We start from the raw sequence: 14,825 nt of genomic DNA on the forward strand, positions 1-14,825 counted from the left end.
GGTGTGGTCCGCGCCACAGCCCCACAAGGCTTGTTGACGAAGCCTTAGGGTTGCCCGTCACCGGTCGGCGGACGTGGCGCCGTGACTAGCTCGACGAGCCGCCGTCGACTCCGCTGGAGCCTTCACCGTCGGTACCGAAGAAGTTCATGGTGCCTCCCAGGTCGGTCCGGTCCGGTCGACCGGACTCCTCCCGCAGTCTCCTATTCGGACGGAACGAGTTTCAAGGAAACCGAGTTGATGCAGTACCGCTGGTCCGTCGGGGTGGGGTAGCCCTCGCCCTCGAAGACGTGCCCGAGGTGGCTGTGGCAGGCCGCGCAGAGCACCTCCACGCGCTTCATGCCGAGGGTGCGGTCCTCGCGCAGGATGACCGAGTCACCGGCCAGCGGCGAGAAGAACGACGGCCAGCCGCAGTGCGAGTCGAACTTGGTGTCGCTGCGGAACAGTTCGGCCCCGCACGCACGGCACTCGTAGACGCCCTCGGTCTTGGTCTCGGTGTACTCGCCGGTCCACGGACGCTCGGTGCCGGCCTGGCGCAGCACCGCGAACTCGGCGGGGTTGAGCAGCGTGCGCCATTCCTCTTCGGATCGCACGACTTTGGGGGTGGTGCCGACAACAGGTTCCATGTCTCTTCGTAACGCCGACGCGCTCGTGAGACTTCCCGGCGCGACGTTTCCCGTGCGAGGTCGTAAGACCCCGTTGAGAACTCGTTCTCATCCGGGTCAGAAGATGATGGTGAGGATGTCGCCCAGCGCGAACCAGATCGTGAGCAGCACGCCCAGCAGCAGCAGGCCCACGACGATGACGGCGACGAGCCGCTGGTGCCCCGTCGTGCGGTTCGCCGAGTCGGCGAAGTCCCGCACACCGTCGAGGTAGCCCTCGACGGTGTAGCCGGGACGCTGCCGCTGCATCCGGTCCAGGTGGTCCGCGAACGCCTTCGTCTCCGGGTCGTGGGGGTCGAGGCCGATCAGTTCCTCCTGGAACTTCTCGTCCTCGTCCTTCGGATCGCCCATGAGCCCAGCTTAGTGGCTTGGTCAGCCCGCGAGCGCGAGCGACGGCTTGACGGCGCCCACGGCGCGGCCGTGCCCGAGGACCGGGACGGTGGCGAGGTCCTCGACCGCGCTCACGTCCACCCCGAGGCGCTTGAGCACCGCGATGACGACGACGGCACGGGCGCGCGACGAACCGTCCGCGATCTTCAGCGCCACGCCCTCGCCGGAAGGGAGGCCCACGGCGTAGACGCCCTCGGCGCCGTCCTTGGCGATGACTCCGGGCAGGGCGCCCATCAGGGCCGTGACGTCACGGCCGGTGCCGCCGACCCACTCCGGGTGGGCGTTCATCGCGGCGGCGACGCGGTGCTCCAGCGTGCCGGGGGCGGCGCTGGCGAGGCGGCCGAACGCGCGGGCGAGGCCGGTGAGGCTGATGGCGAAGATCGGGGCGCCGCAGCCGTCCACGCCCACCTGGGCGACGGGCTCGCCGGCCACGTCCTCGATCGTGCGGCGGGTCGCGACCTGCAGCGGGTGCGCCGGGTCGAGGTAGTCCTCCGTCGACCAGCCGTTGACGACGCAGGTGGCGAGCATGGCGGCGTGCTTGCCCGAGCAGTTCATGTACTTCGGCGCGGCGGCGAGACCCTGGGCGAGGTGCCGGGCGCGGGCCTGCTCGCCGAGGGGCAGGTCGGGCGTGCACCGGAGGGCTTCCTCGCCGAGGCCGGCCGAGGAGAGGATCTCCAGGGCGCCGGCCACGTGGAAGTCCTCTCCCGAGTGGGAGGCGCAGGCGAGCGCGAGCAGCGGGCCGTCGAGGCCGAGGCCGCCGCGCAGCATCGCGAGGGCCTGGAGCGGCTTGTTGGACGAGCGTGGGAACGTGATGTCGTCCGGCCTGCCGACGGACAGGACCGGGGCGCCGGACGCGTCGGTGGCGACGACGGTGCCGTGGTGCACCGACTCGAGGAAGTCGCCCCGCCAGACCTCTGCCACCACTTCGTGTCCCATGTCGCCCCTTTCGCCCCCGGAAACTGCCAACTGTCGACAGTTGACACGTTCGCTAGCTTAGCGGGAGGACGGCCGGTGCCGTCCAGATCGGGAGACGAAGGTGACACCCCCGCTGCACCTCAGCCTGGCCGGGCAGGCCGTGGACGTCCTGCGCGAACAGGTGCTGACGGGCGAGATCGCGCCGGGCTCGCGGGTCAACGAGGTCGAGGTCGCGCAGAAGCTCGGCATCAGCCGCGGCCCGTTGCGCGAGGCGATCCGGCACCTCGCCTCCGAGGGGTTGCTGACGCTGGTGCCCCACCGCGGCGCGTTCGTGCCCGATGCCACGCCCGAGGACGTCAAGGCCCTGTTCGAGCTGCGCACCGCCCTGGAGTGCGCGGCGGCCGAGCTGGCGGCGTCCCGGCGGACCGACGTCGACCTGGTGCGGCTGCAGGAGGTCTGTGCGGAGAGCCGCCGCAACTACCGGGCGGGGCAGCCGTTCCCGTACCGGCTCGACCTCGCGTTCCACCAGTCGCTGCTCGACGCGGCTCGCAGCCCGCGCATCGCGGAGCAGGTGCGGCTCGTGCAGCAACGCGTGGTGCTCCTGCGCAGCGCGCTGGAGGACGACCCGCCGCACCAGCACGCGTCGCTGGACGACCACGACGAGCTCGTCCGGGCCGTCGCGGACGGCGACGCGGCCAAGGCGTCCGCGGTGATGCGCCGCCACCTCTCCCGCGTGTGTGCGCAGATGCTCACGAGCCTGAACCACTAGCTTCGGGTCATGACGTTCGGCGACCGGCTCGTGCGGCACCGCAGGAACGCCGGGTTCAGCCAGGAGGAGCTCAGCGAGCGGTCCGGTGTCAGCGTCCGCGCGATCAGCGACATGGAACGCGGCCGCGCCCGGTCACCGCAGCGCCGCACGACCGAAGCCCTGCTCGACGCGCTGGACCTCGGCGAACGCGACCGCGCCGAGCTGCGCCGCCTCGCGCGGACCGGCGGGGTCGCGCTGACGAGCCCTGTCCGGTCGCTGCCGATGTACGTCGCCGACCTCGTGGGCCGTGACGCCGAGCTCGACGCCATCGCGGGCAAGCCCCACGGCCTCGTGGTGGTCCACGGCGCGGCGGGCACCGGCAAGACGAGCCTCGCGGTGAGGGCCGCGCATCTGCTGGAGGGCCGGTTTCCGGACGGACAGCTGCTCGTCGACCTCGAAGGCTCCCGGCGACCGCTCCAGCGGCTGCTGAGAGACCTCGGTGTGCCCGCCGAGCACGTGCCTGAGGACGTCAACGGCCAGACGCGGCTCTACCGGTCGTTGGTCGCGAATAAGCGTCTGCTGCTCGTGCTCGACGGTGCGCGCACGGAAGAAGAGGTCCGCACACTCGGGGCCGATCCGGGGTGCCTCACGATCGTCACGTCCCGCCACCGCCTCGCCGGCCTGGCGGGCGCCACGTGGATCCGCCTCGGCGGTCTCGCGGAACCCTTCGCCCTGGACCTGCTCGCGTCGATCGTCGGGGCGGAGCGCGTCGAGGCCGACCGCGAGGCCGCGCGGACGCTCGTCCGGCTGTGCGGGGAGTCGCCGCTCGCGTTGCGGATCGCGGGCAACCGGCTCGCCAGCCGCCCGCGCTGGCCCCTGTGCCACCTCGTCGAGCAGATCGAGGAACGCCGCCTCGCCGCGCTCACGGCGGGCGACCTCGACGTGCGCGGCGCGTTCGAGGTGTCGCTCGCGCACCTGCCGGAGACGGCGCGCCTGGTGTTCCGGCGGCTCGGGCTGCTCGTCGGCACCCACGTGACCCCGGACCTCGCCGCGGAGCTGGCCGGCGTCACCGCAGCCGAGGCCGGGCAGGCGCTGGAGGAGCTCACCGACGTCAGCCTCCTCGACCCGGACGAGCACGGCTACGCGATGCACGGCCTCGTCCGGACGTTCGCCAACGGCCTGATCGACGCCACCGACGACGACGCGCACCGCAGGATGCTCTCCTGGCTGCTGGAGTCGACCGTGGCGGCGGGAGTCCTGTTCGGACAGACGGGCGACGCCCGGCGCGTCCGCCCGCGGGGCAGGGCGTTCGCCGACGTGGCCGCGGCGAGGCGGTGGCTCGACGAGCACCGCGACCTGCTGCCGGAGATCGTCGACCGGGCGCAGGCCAGGGGCTTGCACGACGACGTGGCCCGCGCGGTGATCGCCCTGTCGCACTACGCCGCCATCGAACCGGGCCTGCTCTGGGAACGCGTCTACCGCGCTGCTCTCGCGTCCGCGCACGAGCCGTGGCAGGAGATCGTGGTCCTCGCCCAGCTGGGCTGGGTGCTGTTCGACGTGGCCGGCCGGTCGGGCCCGGCGCTGGAGGTGCTGACCCGTGCCGCGCGGCTCGCCGAGGAGTCGGGGGAGACCGGGCACCTCGGCTGGGTGTGGCTCGTCGCGTCGGCCGCCCACAGCGGGCTCGGCCAGTTCGACGAGGCGGAACGCGTGTGCCTGAAGGCGATCGCGTCGATGCGCGAGCCCGGGGACGAGCACTACGCGCGATCGGTGCTCGGCGTGCTGTGGCGGTTGATGGGCCGCCCGATCGCCGCCGTGACCGCGCACGAAGAAGTGGCGGAGGAGCAACGCGCCTATGCCCGCGGCATCTACGACCTCTCCGCCCTCGGTCGCACGCTCGGATGGCTCGGCCTCGCGCTGATGGACGCCGACAGGGCGGACGAGGCCGTTGTTGTGCTGACCGAGGCCGAGGACGTCTACCGGCGTGCGCACATGAGGTCGTGGCTTGCGCGCACGCTGCTGCATCGCGCCTTGGCCCACCGTGCCGCCGGGTGCCTGGACGCGTCGGACGACGACCTGGCCCGGGCGCTGGAGGGGTTCCGGGCGATCGGTGACGGGCTCGGCGAGATCGAGATCCTGCGCGCGCTCGCCGACAACGCCGTCTCACGGGGCGACCACGACGCGGCGCAACGGCATCTGCGCGACTCGCTCGCGGTGTGCGAGCGGTGGGACACCGACGCCACCCGCGAAATCGCCACCGAGGTGCGAGAGCACCTGTCCGCGGTGTGACGGCCTAGCGCAGGACGGTGCTCAGGAACGCGTCGGCGTCGAACCGCTCGGAGCCGGGCGGCACGAGCTCGTGGGTCGCGCCCAGGAACTTCCGCAGCGTGCCCGCTCGCACCCGGAACACCGTGACCTGCCGGTCCGAGATCAGTTCCAGCAGCAGCACGCGGCCGGTGACCGGGCGCAGCCGCACGTCGCCTTCGCCCGCCGCCGCGGCCATGCCCTCGGAGATCAGGTCCCTGCCCACGACCCAGGTGGCCACCGAGCCGCCCGCGCGGAACCTCATGGTCACCGCGAACGGGTCGTCCGCCTGGTAGACCAGCTCGGTCTCGACCGGGGCGGTGGTGCCGTCCGGCCGGACGAAGTCGAAGACGGTGCGTGATGCGACCCGCATGGGGACTCCCGAGTGTTCGTGCCTACCTGGAGGAACACGTACCGGGATCCGGAACGGTTCACCGTCGTCACCGATCGATTGGTCGGGCGGGTTTCGCGTTCGTGCCCCGAAGAGCGGTCACCGGTGCTGTGCGAAGGGGCAGAACCGGCGGACTTCTGCCGGTGCTTCTGCATGGTCTGGCGGGGTCGCGGGCGATTTGCTGGACGGCATGGTCGTCCCACCTCGTCCCGGCCTCGTCGACGCCGCCGCGCGCCGGGCGGGCGGCCTGCTCGTGGGGCGTGAGCGGGAGATCGCCGTCTTGACGAACGCGATCAGCGGTGGTGCGAGGTCGTGCGTTGTGCATGGCGCGACTGGTATGGGCAAGAGCGCGTTGCTGTCGATCGCGTCGTCGATCGCGGTGCGCAGCGGGCTGCGGCCGGTGCGCGGGCTGAGGGCGCCGGCCGGGGCCGGCAGCCGCACGGTGCTCGTGGTGGACGACGTCGAGCGGCTGTCCGGGGAGGAGACCGAGCGGCTGGCGCGGTTCCGGGGCGCGGTGCTGGTGGCGGGGGACTGCGATCCGGACGCCCTGCCGGTCGTGGACGCCGTGCGGGTGCCCGTGGGGCCGGTCGGGGCCCCTGCGGTGGCCGAGATGCTCCGGCGCCGGTGCGACGCCGAAGTCTCGCCGGAGCTGGCAGAGCTGTGCCTCGAGTTCAGCGGCGGGGCACCCGGTGTGCTGAGCGACGTCCTGGACGTCGTCGCGGACGTGTCGGTGTCCTCGTTGCGCGCCCTGCTGCCCGGGCTGAGGCTGCCGCGCCTGCTGCGGGCGGTGCGGCGGAGCTGGGAGGCGCTGGACGCCGACGCGGTGGCGGTCGCGCGGGCGCTCTCGGTGCTGGGGACCGCGTCGCTGGACGTGCTGGGCGAGGTGGCGGGGACGGGGTCGTTCCGGACGCTGGCCGCGTTCGAACGGCTCGTCGACGCCCGTCTCGCCCGCGGTGAGCCGATGCGGGTCCGGTCGCCGGCGCTGCGCCACGCGATCCGGCACGAGATGGCGCCCGAACCACGGGAACGCCTGCATCGCGCCGCGGCGGAGGTGATGCACCGGCGGAGCGACCCACCTGCCGCTGTCGCCGAGCACGTCGTGGCGTGCGCGGAACCGCTGAAGGCGTCGTGGGCCGCTCCGCTGCTGCTCGGCGCGGCGCGGCTGCACCGGGCTGCCGGACGGCCGGAGCACGCGGTCCGGTGCCTGCGCGCCGCGCTGCGGGAGCCGCTGGACGCCGGGGTCGCGGGGGAGGTCGCGGTGGCCATGGCGGAGCTGCACCTGCGCTGCGGGATCGCGCCCCTGGCCGGCGAGCTCGCCCGGCAGCGGCCCGTCGCCCGCGCGTGGGTCGACGCGGTGGTCCTCGACTGGCAGTGCGACGAGGACGTGCTGAGCCTCGGCGGGACGCCGGTCGTCCCGCCTGATCCGGAACGGGTGCTGCGTTCGCTTCCCCCGAGCGGGCCGGTGGTGCCGTCGCTCGCTCTCGCCGGGCTTGCGCTGCTGCGCACCGGCTCGGAGCACGTGCTGCTGGAACTGGCGCCGCTGGTGCGGCCGAGGCTCGTGGGGGCGGAGCAGGACTGGCTGACCGCGTGGGTGATGTGGGCGCACCGGGCTCGCGGGCACCACGCCGAGGTGGCGCGGCTCATGCGCGAGCTGGCCCGGGCGTCACCGTCACGTGGCTGCGTGGCGCTGGGAGCGGCGGCCTTCGTCGCGTCCTGTGTGGACGCTCGACGGCCGGCCGATGCCCGGGAGGTGCTGGTGCGACTGGGGTACACCGGCACGGTGCCGCCTGCGTGGACGTGCGACCTGTTGCTGCACCAGCGCGCCCGCATGCACCTCGCGCTGGGCTCGCCGCGTGCCGCCGTGGCCGACGCCGAACGGGCCGGCGCCACCGACGTGGTGGAGCAGGCGAGGGCGGCCCTGTCCCGTCCCGCACGGCCGGTGCGCCCGGCGGCGTGGGACGAGCTGACGCCGCACGAGTCGCGAATCGTCTCGCTGGCGCTGCAAGGGCGGACGAACCGGGAGATCGCCGAGCGGTTCGGCGTGACGCGGCGGGCGGTCGAGCTGCACCTGACCCGCGTCTACCGCAAGGCCGGGATCGGCAGGCGGGTGCAGCTCTCGTCCGTCTTCGGTTACGGCTAGAGCAGGCCGGAGCGCAAGGCCCACGCCACCGCGTGCACCCGGTTGCGCAGGCCGAACCGTTCCAGGAGCTGGTGCAGCGCGTACTTCACGGTCCGTTCCGAGCAGAACAGCCGTGCGGCGACCTCGGCGATCGTGGCGCCGTCGGCCAGCAGCCGCAGCAGCTGCAGGTCGCGGTCGTTCAGCACCGGGGACCGCTCCTGCACGGCTTGGCCGCCGACGAGCAGCTTGACCAGGCGTTCGGCGTTGACGTCGGCGCGCCGCAGGGGCACCGGCAGCCCGGCCTGGGCGGCGATGGACGGCGTGAGGTCGTGCACGCGGGCGGCGATCACCACGATCCGGGAGGAACCGCAGGCCCGCAGCCGTGCGGCCTGCTGCGCGCACAGCTCGTTCACCAGGGCCAGCAGCACCTGCGCGTCGGAGCGGTCCTGGACCACCCGCACCCGCGGTGAGCTGGTCAGCAGGTGCGTCACACCGGCCGCGCTGATCAGGTCTCGGGACTCCACCACCACGCGCACCGGTTCGATCCCGGAGTCCACCATTGCCAGGGCACCACTCATGACACGATCGTGCGAACCTCCGGGCTGCGCTCCGCTTCGGAAAGCCGAACCGTTCCGATGAGGACCTGCTTCCCGTCGACGAGCGTGCGGAACTCGCCGGTGGGCCAGCGTTCGACCCGCAGCAGGTCGCCCGGCAGGACGGGGGCGGTGAAGCGGGCGTGCAGCTCGGTGAAGTCGAGGCCGCGCACCGTGATCCCGAGCGTGCAGAGGCCGTGCAGGATCGGCCCGGGGAACCCGGCGCGCCGGGCGAACTCCGGGTCGGTGTGCATCGGGTTCACGTCACCGGTCTCGCGGTACAGCAACGCCTGGTTCCCGGCGGTCCGGAAGAAGCCGACCTCCGGCGGTGCGCCGGGAACGGTGAACTCGCGGGTCTCGCCGCGTTCACCGCCGAAACCGCCCTCGCCCTTGACGAAGCACGACGACCGGGTGGTCGCGAACTCCGACTCCCACCTGCTGACGACCAGGGCGCCCGAGCCCTTGTCGTAGATGTTCTCGACCGTCTTGGTGACGGTCACGGGGAGGCCGGGGCGCAGCCTCCGGTGCAGCCACAGCGACTGCTCGGCGTGCAGGACCCGGGTCATGTCGGCGCCGGTCAGGCCGAGCTGCGGGCCACCGTGCTGCAGCAGCGGGATGGCGAACGCGGGGGAGAAGCCGCCCACGGCCGCCGCGTACACCTCGGCGTCGCGGACCGACCAGGTGCGGACCTGCCGGTCGACGACGCCGAGGATGCCGTGGTCGAGCACGAGTTCAAGCTAGCCGAGCGTGCCCCGCACGCTCGCGTGGCCCTTGAGCAGGTTGCGCGCGATCGTGCGGCGCTGGATCTCGTCGGTGCCCTCGTAGATGCGCAGCAGGCGCAGCTCGCGGTACCAGCGCTCGATCGGCAGCTCGCGGGTGTAGCCCATGCCGCCGTGGATCTGCAGCACGCGGTCGACGATCTCGTTGGCCTTGATGCCGCCGTAGAGCTTCGCGATCGACTGCGCCTGCCGCGAGTCCTGCTTCTGGTCGACGAGCCACGCGGCGTGCAGCACGAGCCAGCGCAGCGCCTCGATCTCGACCGCGGAGTCGGCGATCATCCACTGGATGGCCTGGTACTCGGCGATGGGCTTGCCGAACGTGACGCGGTTGCGGGCCTGCTCGACCGCCATCTCGACGAGCCGCTCGACGCTGCCGAGCGCGCGGGCGGGCAGCAGGTAGCGGCCCTGGCCGATCCACTGCATCGCCAGGTGGAAGCCCTTGCCCTCCTCGCCGAGGATGTTCTCGTGCGGCACGCGGACGTTGTCGAACACGAGCGCCGCCGGGCCCCACTGGCCCATGGTCGGGATCGGCTCGGACTTCCAGCCCATGTCGCGGTCGACGAGGAAGCACGTGACGCCGCCGTCGGCGCCCTTCTCCTTGTCGGTCACGGCGAACACCATCACGAAGTCGGCCTCGTTGCCCTGCGTGATGAACGTCTTCTCGCCGTTGATCACCCACTCGTCGCCGTCCCGCACGGCGGACGTGCGGATGGCCTTCGCGTCACTGCCGGCGCCCGGCTCGGTGATCGCGAAGCACGAGACGCGTTCGCCGGAGATCGTCGGCAGCAGGTAGCGCTGCTTCTGCTCCTCGTTGCCGTGGAACAGGATGTTGTCCGCGTAGCCGCCGAAGCGGAACGGCACGAAGCTGCGGCCCAGCTCCGCCTCGATGAGCGCGGTCATCATCGCGCCGAGGCCCATGCCGCCGTACTCCTGCGGCGTCAGCACGCCGAAGAACCCGGCCTGCTTGGCCTTGTCCTGCAGTGCCTTGAGCTCGTCGCGGCCGAGACCCGGCTGGCCCGCGCGCTCGCGGCGCAGCACCTCGGGCTCGAGCGGGACGATCTCCTTGCGCACGAAGGTCCGCACCCAGTCGCGGATCTCCTTCTGCTCTTCGTCGAGCGTGAAGTCCATTGCTTTCCTTTCAGACGAACGCGTTCACGCCCGTGAGCGCGCGGCCGATGAGCAGTTTCTGGATCTGGCTGGTGCCCTCGTAGAGGGTGGTGACGCGGGCGTCCCGGAGGTACTTGCCCACCGGGTACTCGTCGATGTAGCCGTAGCCGCCGAAGACCTGGATGGCGTTGTTGGCGACCTTCACCGCGGCCTCGCTGGCGAACAGCTTGGCCATGGACGCCTCGGTGCCGAACGGCTGACCCCTGTCGGCGAGGTCGGCGACGCGCCAGGTCAGCAGCCTCGCGGCGTCGGTCTCCACGGCCATGTCGGCGAGGAGTTCCTGCACGAGCTGGAACCCCGCGACGGGCTTGCCGAACTGCTCGCGTTCCCCGGCGTAGCGGAGCGCGGCTTCCAGCGCACCCCTGGCGGCACCGACGCAGCCCGCCGCGACGGACATCCGGCCCTTGTCCAGGGCGCCCATCGCGAGCTTGAAGCCCTCGGTGCTGAGCAGGGCGTCGTCGGGCACCTCGACGTCGTCGAGGGTGATCTCGGCGGTGGCCTGGCCCCGCATGCCGAGCTTGCCCTTGATCTCGGTGGCGTGGAAACCCTCGGAGTCGGTGGGGACGAGGAACGCCGAGATGCCCTTCGGACCTGGTCCGCCGGTCCTCGCGAACACGAGTGCGACGTCCGCCCACGTGCCGTTGGTGATGAAGACCTTGCGGCCGGTGATGCGGTAGCCGCCGCCGGTCTTCGCGGCCTTGGTGACGAGGCTGCCCGCGTCGCTGCCGGTGCCGGGTTCGGTGAGCGCGAAGCACCCGACCTGCGAGCCCGACGTGAGGCCCGGCAGCCAGCGCTGCTTCTGCTCCTCGGTGCCGTGCCGCGCGATCGACTTCGCGACCAGCCCGAGCGAGACGGAGATGATCCCCCTGACGGCCGAGTCGCCGCGCGCCACCTCCTCGAGCACGAGGCAGTAGGCGAGGTTGTCGCCCCCGGACCCGCCGTAGCGCTCGTCGACGCCGAGCCCGAGGAACCCGACCTCGCCCAGCGCCGGCACGAGGTCCCTGTCGATGGCCTCCTCGCGGTCCCACCGCGTGGCGTGGGGGACGATGCGGTCGTCGGTGAACCGCCGGGCCAGCTCCCTGAGCTGCCGGTGTTCGTCCGAAAGCGTTAGATCCACAGGCCCTCCCGACTAACCGAACAGTGTTAGGTTAACTCACATGCCCCGGCCGAGCACCCCTCTGCTGAGTCCCGACCGCATCAGGTCGGTGGCCCTGGCCATCATCGACCGAGACGGCCTCGACGGCCTGTCCATGCGCAAGCTCGCCGCCGAGCTCGGCGTGCAGGCCGCGTCGCTCTACGGGCACGTCCGCACCAAGGACCAGCTGCTCAACGACATCGCGTCCAGCATCCTGTCCACGGTCGACGTCACGGGCTTCTCCGACGGCTGGCGGGAAGGCCTGATCAGGTGCGCGCGCTCGTACCGCGCGGCACTGTCGTCGCACCCGAACATCGTCCCGTTCCTCGCCTACGGCCCGGCGGGCCGCGCCGAGTCGCTGCAGCGCCTCGACCTCCTGCACGGCGCGCTGGTCGACGCGGGCTGGTCGCGCCGTGAGGCCACGATGATCGCCGCCGGCCTGATGTACATCGTGTTCGGCTCGGCGCTGAGCTCGTTCTCGAGCGGTTTCTCCGCCGACCCCGCCGACTACGCGGACCGCTACCCGCACCTCGACCGCGCCCACCTGCTCCCCGGCGTCGCCCGCGAGCTCGACCGCGACAGCTTCGAGCTGGCCCTCGCGGCATTCGTGCGCGGCCTCTAGGGTTTTCCCGTGGCTGCCAAGTCGAAGGCGATCGAGCTCGAAGTCGGTGACCAGCTCGTGCGGGTGTCCAACCCGGACAAGCCGTACTTCCCCGCGCGCGGCATCACCAAGGGGCAGGTGGTCGAGTACTACCGCACCGTCGCCCCGGTCCTGCTGTCCGTGCTGCGCGACCGCCCGGTCGTCCTCAAGCGCTACGTCGACGGCGTCGAGGGCGAGGCGTTCTACCAGAAGCGCGTGCCCAAGGGCGCGCCCGAGTACGTCGAGACCGTGCAGGTCCGCTTCCCCTCCGGCCGCCCCGCCGACGAGATCTGCCCGACCTCCGAGGCGGTGGTCGTCTGGGCCGCGAACCTCGGCACGTTCGACTTCCACCCGTGGCCCGTGCGCCGGCCGGACGTCGACCACCCCGACGAGCTGCGCATCGACCTCGACCCGCAACCGGGCACCGGCTTCTCCGACGCCGCCCGCGTGGCCGGGGTGCTACGCGAGGTCCTGGCCGACGCGGGTCTCACCGGCTACCCGAAGACCTCCGGCGGCCGCGGCATCCACGTGGCCGTGCGCATCCGCCCCGACTGGGACTTCGTCGACGTGCGCCACGCCGTCATCGCCCTGGCCCGCGAGGTGGAGAAGCGGGCCCCGTCCCTCGCGACCTCGGCGTGGTGGAAGGAGGAACGCGGCTCACGCGTCTTCATCGACTTCAACCAGGCCGCGCGCGACCGCACCATCGCCTCGGCCTGGTCGGTGCGCGGAACCGCCCGCGCCACCGTCTCGACGCCGGTCACGTGGGACGAGCTGTCCACTGTGGATCCCGACGACTTCGACGTGCTGACGGTGCCGAAGTACCTGCGGGAGCGCGGGGACCCGCACGCGGCGCTGGACTCCGAGGCGTTCGGGATCGAGACCCTGCTGGAGTGGTACGCGGCGGATCCGCGCGGGGAGATGCCGTATCCGCCGGACTACCCGAAGATGCCGGGCGAGCCCATGCGGGTGCAGCCTTCGCGTGCCCGCAAGCAGGAGTGACCGCGACGCCGGGTCGTTGCGCGACCGGCTCGGCCTGCGCGGTGACGCGGTGCGGCTCACCGGGGCTCGCTGCCCGTCTTCGCCGTCGGCGGCGAGCCGGTGCTGGAGCTGTTCCCGCCGCAGTTCCACGGCGAGGCGCCGGTCGAGCTCGTGGTGATGGAGGCGTTGCACGGCAAGGAACCCGATGTGCCGGACGTGGAGGTCGCCGCGCGGGTCAGTGAGGTGGTGCGGGCGCTGCACGGCGTCGAACCCCCCGCGGTGCTCGGGCCCGCGGACTGGACGGCGTTCGTGGCGCAGCGGCGGTCCGCTTGCGTTGAGCAGCAACGCAAACGTGGGCTGGGTGAGTGGTGGCTGGAGCGGATCCCGGAATTCCCCCGCGGTGTGGACCTCGGTGCCGAGCGGGCTGTTCGACTTCGAACCGGCGGTGCGCGGGGCGTTCGAGTACGAGTTCGCGGGCGTCGGCGTCTTCGTGACGAAACGCGATCGCCGGTGCTGGCAGGCGTTGGTCGAGGCGTACGGGCGCGTTCCTGACGCTCGGCGTGTGATGGCTTACGCGCTGTTGCGCGTGTACTCGAACATGCCGTGGTACATGCGTGAGATGCCTGCCGGAGGAACGTTCGACGACCTCGCCGTGCGGTGGTTCGGGGGGTGAGTGAGCCAACTGGCTGGATCGGGACGGATCGAAGTCGCGACCTCGTAGACTGGACGAAACGCGCGAGAGGAGGTCGCCGTGTCACAGCCCTATGTCGTCCGGTACGTCGGCGGTCCTCTCGACGGCCGGGTGGACTCGCTGCCGTCCACGCCGGATGTCCCGAAGCAGACGGTGACGTACGTGCACCTGCACGGCGGGCCCAAGATCGTGCACGTGTACGAGCTGTCGTACACCGTCGAGTACGGGTGCGAATACCGGCTTCGCGTTGTCGAGACCGAAGAGGCCGAAGAGGCCTGAGCGCGTCCCGCGCCGCTTGATGATCTTGGCGGCGACCCGGTGCTCAGAAATGTCAGGGGTGTAGGGCATGCTGGGGCACAGGTGTTCGAACGGTGGGGAGGCAGCGCGATGGCGAAGAAGAGCGGGCTGTCGGCGGAGGACGTCGACAGCCTGCGCTCGCAGTTGAACGAAGGCACTCAGCCGATGGTGTGGTTCACAGCGGCCGCCGTGGGCATGGAGGCGGGCAGGTCGGCGAAGCTGCTCGCGTTCACCGAGCCCGAGGAGGGCGACTTCATCCAGGTCCGGCCCACGGGGTCGAAGGACGAGATGTCGTTCTCCCCGGCCGAGTTGACGCTGGAGAAGCCCCCGCCGCGCAAGAAGCCGGCCACCCCGCCCCCTGCGCCCCCGGAGCCGCCGCGGGAGACTGAGATCATCCACCCCTACGTCCCGGAGGCGCCGGTGAAGACTGCGGCCCCCAAACCGAAGCCCGCCCCGGCGCCGGTCGAGGCGGTGGCGGCGCCGAAGCCCGCCGCGCGCAAGGCGTCCGGCAAGGGCTCCACGCCCGAGGTCACCGTGACACTGGTGACGACGGGTGAGGGCGAGTGGACCGTCGAGGTGCTGCAGGGCAGCCGCAAGGCGGTCCGCCCGACCCCGGTGCCCCCGGCCGCCGTGGCGCAGGCCGCGAAGCTGCTCACGCCCGAGGTGTCCGAGATCGTCGAGGGCGTCCTGAACGCGGCGCGTGCCCAGCAGCTGGCCCGCGTGGAGCAGTTGCGCGCCGAGTTGGAGGCGGCCCAGAAGGCCCTGGACGAGCTGGGCGCGTAGCGGTATCACTCGCTGCGACGCCCCGGTGGTTGTCCGCACGCGTTCGGGTGAGAGGGGTTCCCAGGGCCGGTGCCGGAGCGGACCGTGGTGAGCGCGGAGGTCCCGCGCAGGTCCGGCTTGGAGGACGGGGAGGCCCTGATGGGTACGTGTGGGTGCTGTTCCGGGTGCACGGGGCCCGGCTGCGGCTGCTGTTCGAGCTGCTGACACGAGATTCGGTCGGGGAGCCCTCGCGCTGTGGT

The 14,825-nt window shown here is 72.1% G+C and carries 16 protein-coding genes; 8 read left to right on the forward strand and 8 right to left on the reverse strand.

The window, feature by feature from the left end; genetic code table 11:
- Window positions 1–200 precede the first annotated feature (200 nt).
- The 3 genes from msrB to L6E10_RS11930 form a co-directional block, all read right to left on the reverse strand.
- Window positions 201–623, reverse strand: coding sequence for a peptide-methionine (R)-S-oxide reductase MsrB (gene msrB / locus L6E10_RS11920; RefSeq protein WP_236219566.1), 423 nt, complete (start codon window positions 621–623; stop codon window positions 201–203).
- A gap of 96 nt (window positions 624–719) precedes the next feature.
- A complete protein-coding gene (locus L6E10_RS11925; protein ID WP_236219567.1) occupies window positions 720–1,010 on the reverse strand; it encodes a hypothetical protein in 291 nt (96 codons plus the stop codon).
- A 21-nt stretch (window positions 1,011–1,031) separates the two neighbouring features.
- Complete coding sequence (locus tag L6E10_RS11930) at window positions 1,032–1,985, reverse strand: asparaginase (RefSeq protein ID WP_236219568.1); 954 nt, start codon at window positions 1,983–1,985, stop codon at window positions 1,032–1,034.
- A gap of 100 nt (window positions 1,986–2,085) precedes the next feature.
- Between L6E10_RS11930 and L6E10_RS11935 the strand changes: the two genes are divergently transcribed.
- Window positions 2,086–2,733 carry a GntR family transcriptional regulator gene (locus tag L6E10_RS11935; protein ID WP_236219569.1) on the forward strand — a complete coding sequence of 216 codons (648 nt, stop codon included), beginning with the start codon at window positions 2,086–2,088 and terminating at the stop codon, window positions 2,731–2,733.
- Between the two features lie 9 nt (window positions 2,734–2,742).
- On the forward strand, window positions 2,743–4,998 hold the full coding sequence (locus tag L6E10_RS11940; RefSeq protein ID WP_236219570.1) for a tetratricopeptide repeat protein: 2,256 nt from the start codon (window positions 2,743–2,745) through the stop codon (window positions 4,996–4,998).
- A 4-nt stretch (window positions 4,999–5,002) separates the two neighbouring features.
- Here L6E10_RS11940 and L6E10_RS11945 read toward each other — a convergent pair whose 3' ends face one another.
- Window positions 5,003–5,386: an SsgA family sporulation/cell division regulator gene (locus L6E10_RS11945; protein ID WP_236219571.1), complete on the reverse strand. Its 384-nt coding sequence runs from the start codon at window positions 5,384–5,386 to the stop codon at window positions 5,003–5,005.
- 208 nt (window positions 5,387–5,594) lie between these two features.
- Between L6E10_RS11945 and L6E10_RS11950 the strand changes: the two genes are divergently transcribed.
- Complete coding sequence (locus L6E10_RS11950; protein ID WP_236219572.1) at window positions 5,595–7,544, forward strand: LuxR family transcriptional regulator; 1,950 nt, start codon at window positions 5,595–5,597, stop codon at window positions 7,542–7,544.
- On the opposite strand, the gene L6E10_RS11955 is transcribed toward L6E10_RS11950, so the two are convergent.
- From L6E10_RS11955 to L6E10_RS11970, 4 genes are read right to left on the reverse strand one after another with little or no spacing between them, the layout of a single operon-like run.
- Complete coding sequence (locus L6E10_RS11955; RefSeq protein WP_236219573.1) at window positions 7,541–8,101, reverse strand: helix-turn-helix transcriptional regulator; 561 nt, start codon at window positions 8,099–8,101, stop codon at window positions 7,541–7,543. The genes L6E10_RS11950 and L6E10_RS11955 overlap by 4 nt on opposite strands.
- A complete protein-coding gene (locus L6E10_RS11960) occupies window positions 8,098–8,844 on the reverse strand; it encodes a MaoC/PaaZ C-terminal domain-containing protein (protein WP_236219574.1) in 747 nt (248 codons plus the stop codon). Before L6E10_RS11960 ends, L6E10_RS11955 begins: the two co-directional genes overlap by 4 nt.
- Before the next feature lie 9 nt (window positions 8,845–8,853).
- Window positions 8,854–10,023, reverse strand: coding sequence for an acyl-CoA dehydrogenase family protein (locus tag L6E10_RS11965; RefSeq protein WP_236219575.1), 1,170 nt, complete (start codon window positions 10,021–10,023; stop codon window positions 8,854–8,856).
- A gap of 10 nt (window positions 10,024–10,033) precedes the next feature.
- Complete coding sequence (locus L6E10_RS11970; protein ID WP_236219576.1) at window positions 10,034–11,179, reverse strand: acyl-CoA dehydrogenase family protein; 1,146 nt, start codon at window positions 11,177–11,179, stop codon at window positions 10,034–10,036.
- 40 nt (window positions 11,180–11,219) lie between these two features.
- Between L6E10_RS11970 and L6E10_RS11975 the strand changes: the two genes are divergently transcribed.
- The 5 genes from L6E10_RS11975 (at window position 11,220) to L6E10_RS11995 (ending at window position 14,586) form a co-directional block, all read left to right on the forward strand.
- Window positions 11,220–11,819 carry a TetR/AcrR family transcriptional regulator gene (locus L6E10_RS11975; protein WP_236219577.1) on the forward strand — a complete coding sequence of 200 codons (600 nt, stop codon included), beginning with the start codon at window positions 11,220–11,222 and terminating at the stop codon, window positions 11,817–11,819.
- Between the two features lie 9 nt (window positions 11,820–11,828).
- Window positions 11,829–12,836 (forward strand): non-homologous end-joining DNA ligase, encoded by a 1,008-nt coding sequence (ligD, locus tag L6E10_RS11980; RefSeq protein ID WP_236219578.1) that lies wholly within the window; start codon window positions 11,829–11,831, stop codon window positions 12,834–12,836.
- Between the two features lie 99 nt (window positions 12,837–12,935).
- Window positions 12,936–13,367 carry a hypothetical protein gene (locus tag L6E10_RS11985; protein WP_236219579.1) on the forward strand — a complete coding sequence of 144 codons (432 nt, stop codon included), beginning with the start codon at window positions 12,936–12,938 and terminating at the stop codon, window positions 13,365–13,367.
- Window positions 13,368–13,566: 199 nt separating this feature from the next.
- Entirely contained in the window at window positions 13,567–13,785 is a 219-nt protein-coding gene (locus tag L6E10_RS11990; protein WP_236219580.1) for a hypothetical protein, read from the forward strand.
- Between the two features lie 108 nt (window positions 13,786–13,893).
- On the forward strand, window positions 13,894–14,586 hold the full coding sequence (locus L6E10_RS11995) for a DUF6319 family protein (RefSeq protein WP_236219581.1): 693 nt from the start codon (window positions 13,894–13,896) through the stop codon (window positions 14,584–14,586).
- Window positions 14,587–14,825 lie beyond the last annotated feature (239 nt).

It is taken from the genome of Lentzea sp. CC55, assembly GCF_021056325.1.
GTDB classification, from domain to species: domain Bacteria; phylum Actinomycetota; class Actinomycetes; order Mycobacteriales; family Pseudonocardiaceae; genus Lentzea; species Lentzea jiangxiensis.

Excerpts from the sequence above, each read along its gene's own strand:
- L6E10_RS11950 (WP_236219572.1), top strand. The coding sequence starts at position 5,595 with ATGGTCGTCCCACCTCGTCCCGGCCTCGTCGACGCCGCCGCGCGCCGG.
- L6E10_RS11955 (WP_236219573.1), bottom strand. The coding sequence starts at position 8,101 with ATGAGTGGTGCCCTGGCAATGGTGGACTCCGGGATCGAACCGGTGCGC.
- L6E10_RS11925 (WP_236219567.1), bottom strand. The coding sequence starts at position 1,010 with ATGGGCGATCCGAAGGACGAGGACGAGAAGTTCCAGGAGGAACTGATC.
- L6E10_RS11975 (WP_236219577.1), top strand. The coding sequence starts at position 11,220 with ATGCCCCGGCCGAGCACCCCTCTGCTGAGTCCCGACCGCATCAGGTCG.
- L6E10_RS11930 (WP_236219568.1), bottom strand. The coding sequence starts at position 1,985 with ATGGGACACGAAGTGGTGGCAGAGGTCTGGCGGGGCGACTTCCTCGAG.
- L6E10_RS11995 (WP_236219581.1), top strand. The coding sequence starts at position 13,894 with ATGGCGAAGAAGAGCGGGCTGTCGGCGGAGGACGTCGACAGCCTGCGC.
- msrB (WP_236219566.1), bottom strand. The coding sequence starts at position 623 with ATGGAACCTGTTGTCGGCACCACCCCCAAAGTCGTGCGATCCGAAGAG.
- L6E10_RS11965 (WP_236219575.1), bottom strand. The coding sequence starts at position 10,023 with ATGGACTTCACGCTCGACGAAGAGCAGAAGGAGATCCGCGACTGGGTG.
- L6E10_RS11945 (WP_236219571.1), bottom strand. The coding sequence starts at position 5,386 with ATGCGGGTCGCATCACGCACCGTCTTCGACTTCGTCCGGCCGGACGGC.
- L6E10_RS11940 (WP_236219570.1), top strand. The coding sequence starts at position 2,743 with ATGACGTTCGGCGACCGGCTCGTGCGGCACCGCAGGAACGCCGGGTTC.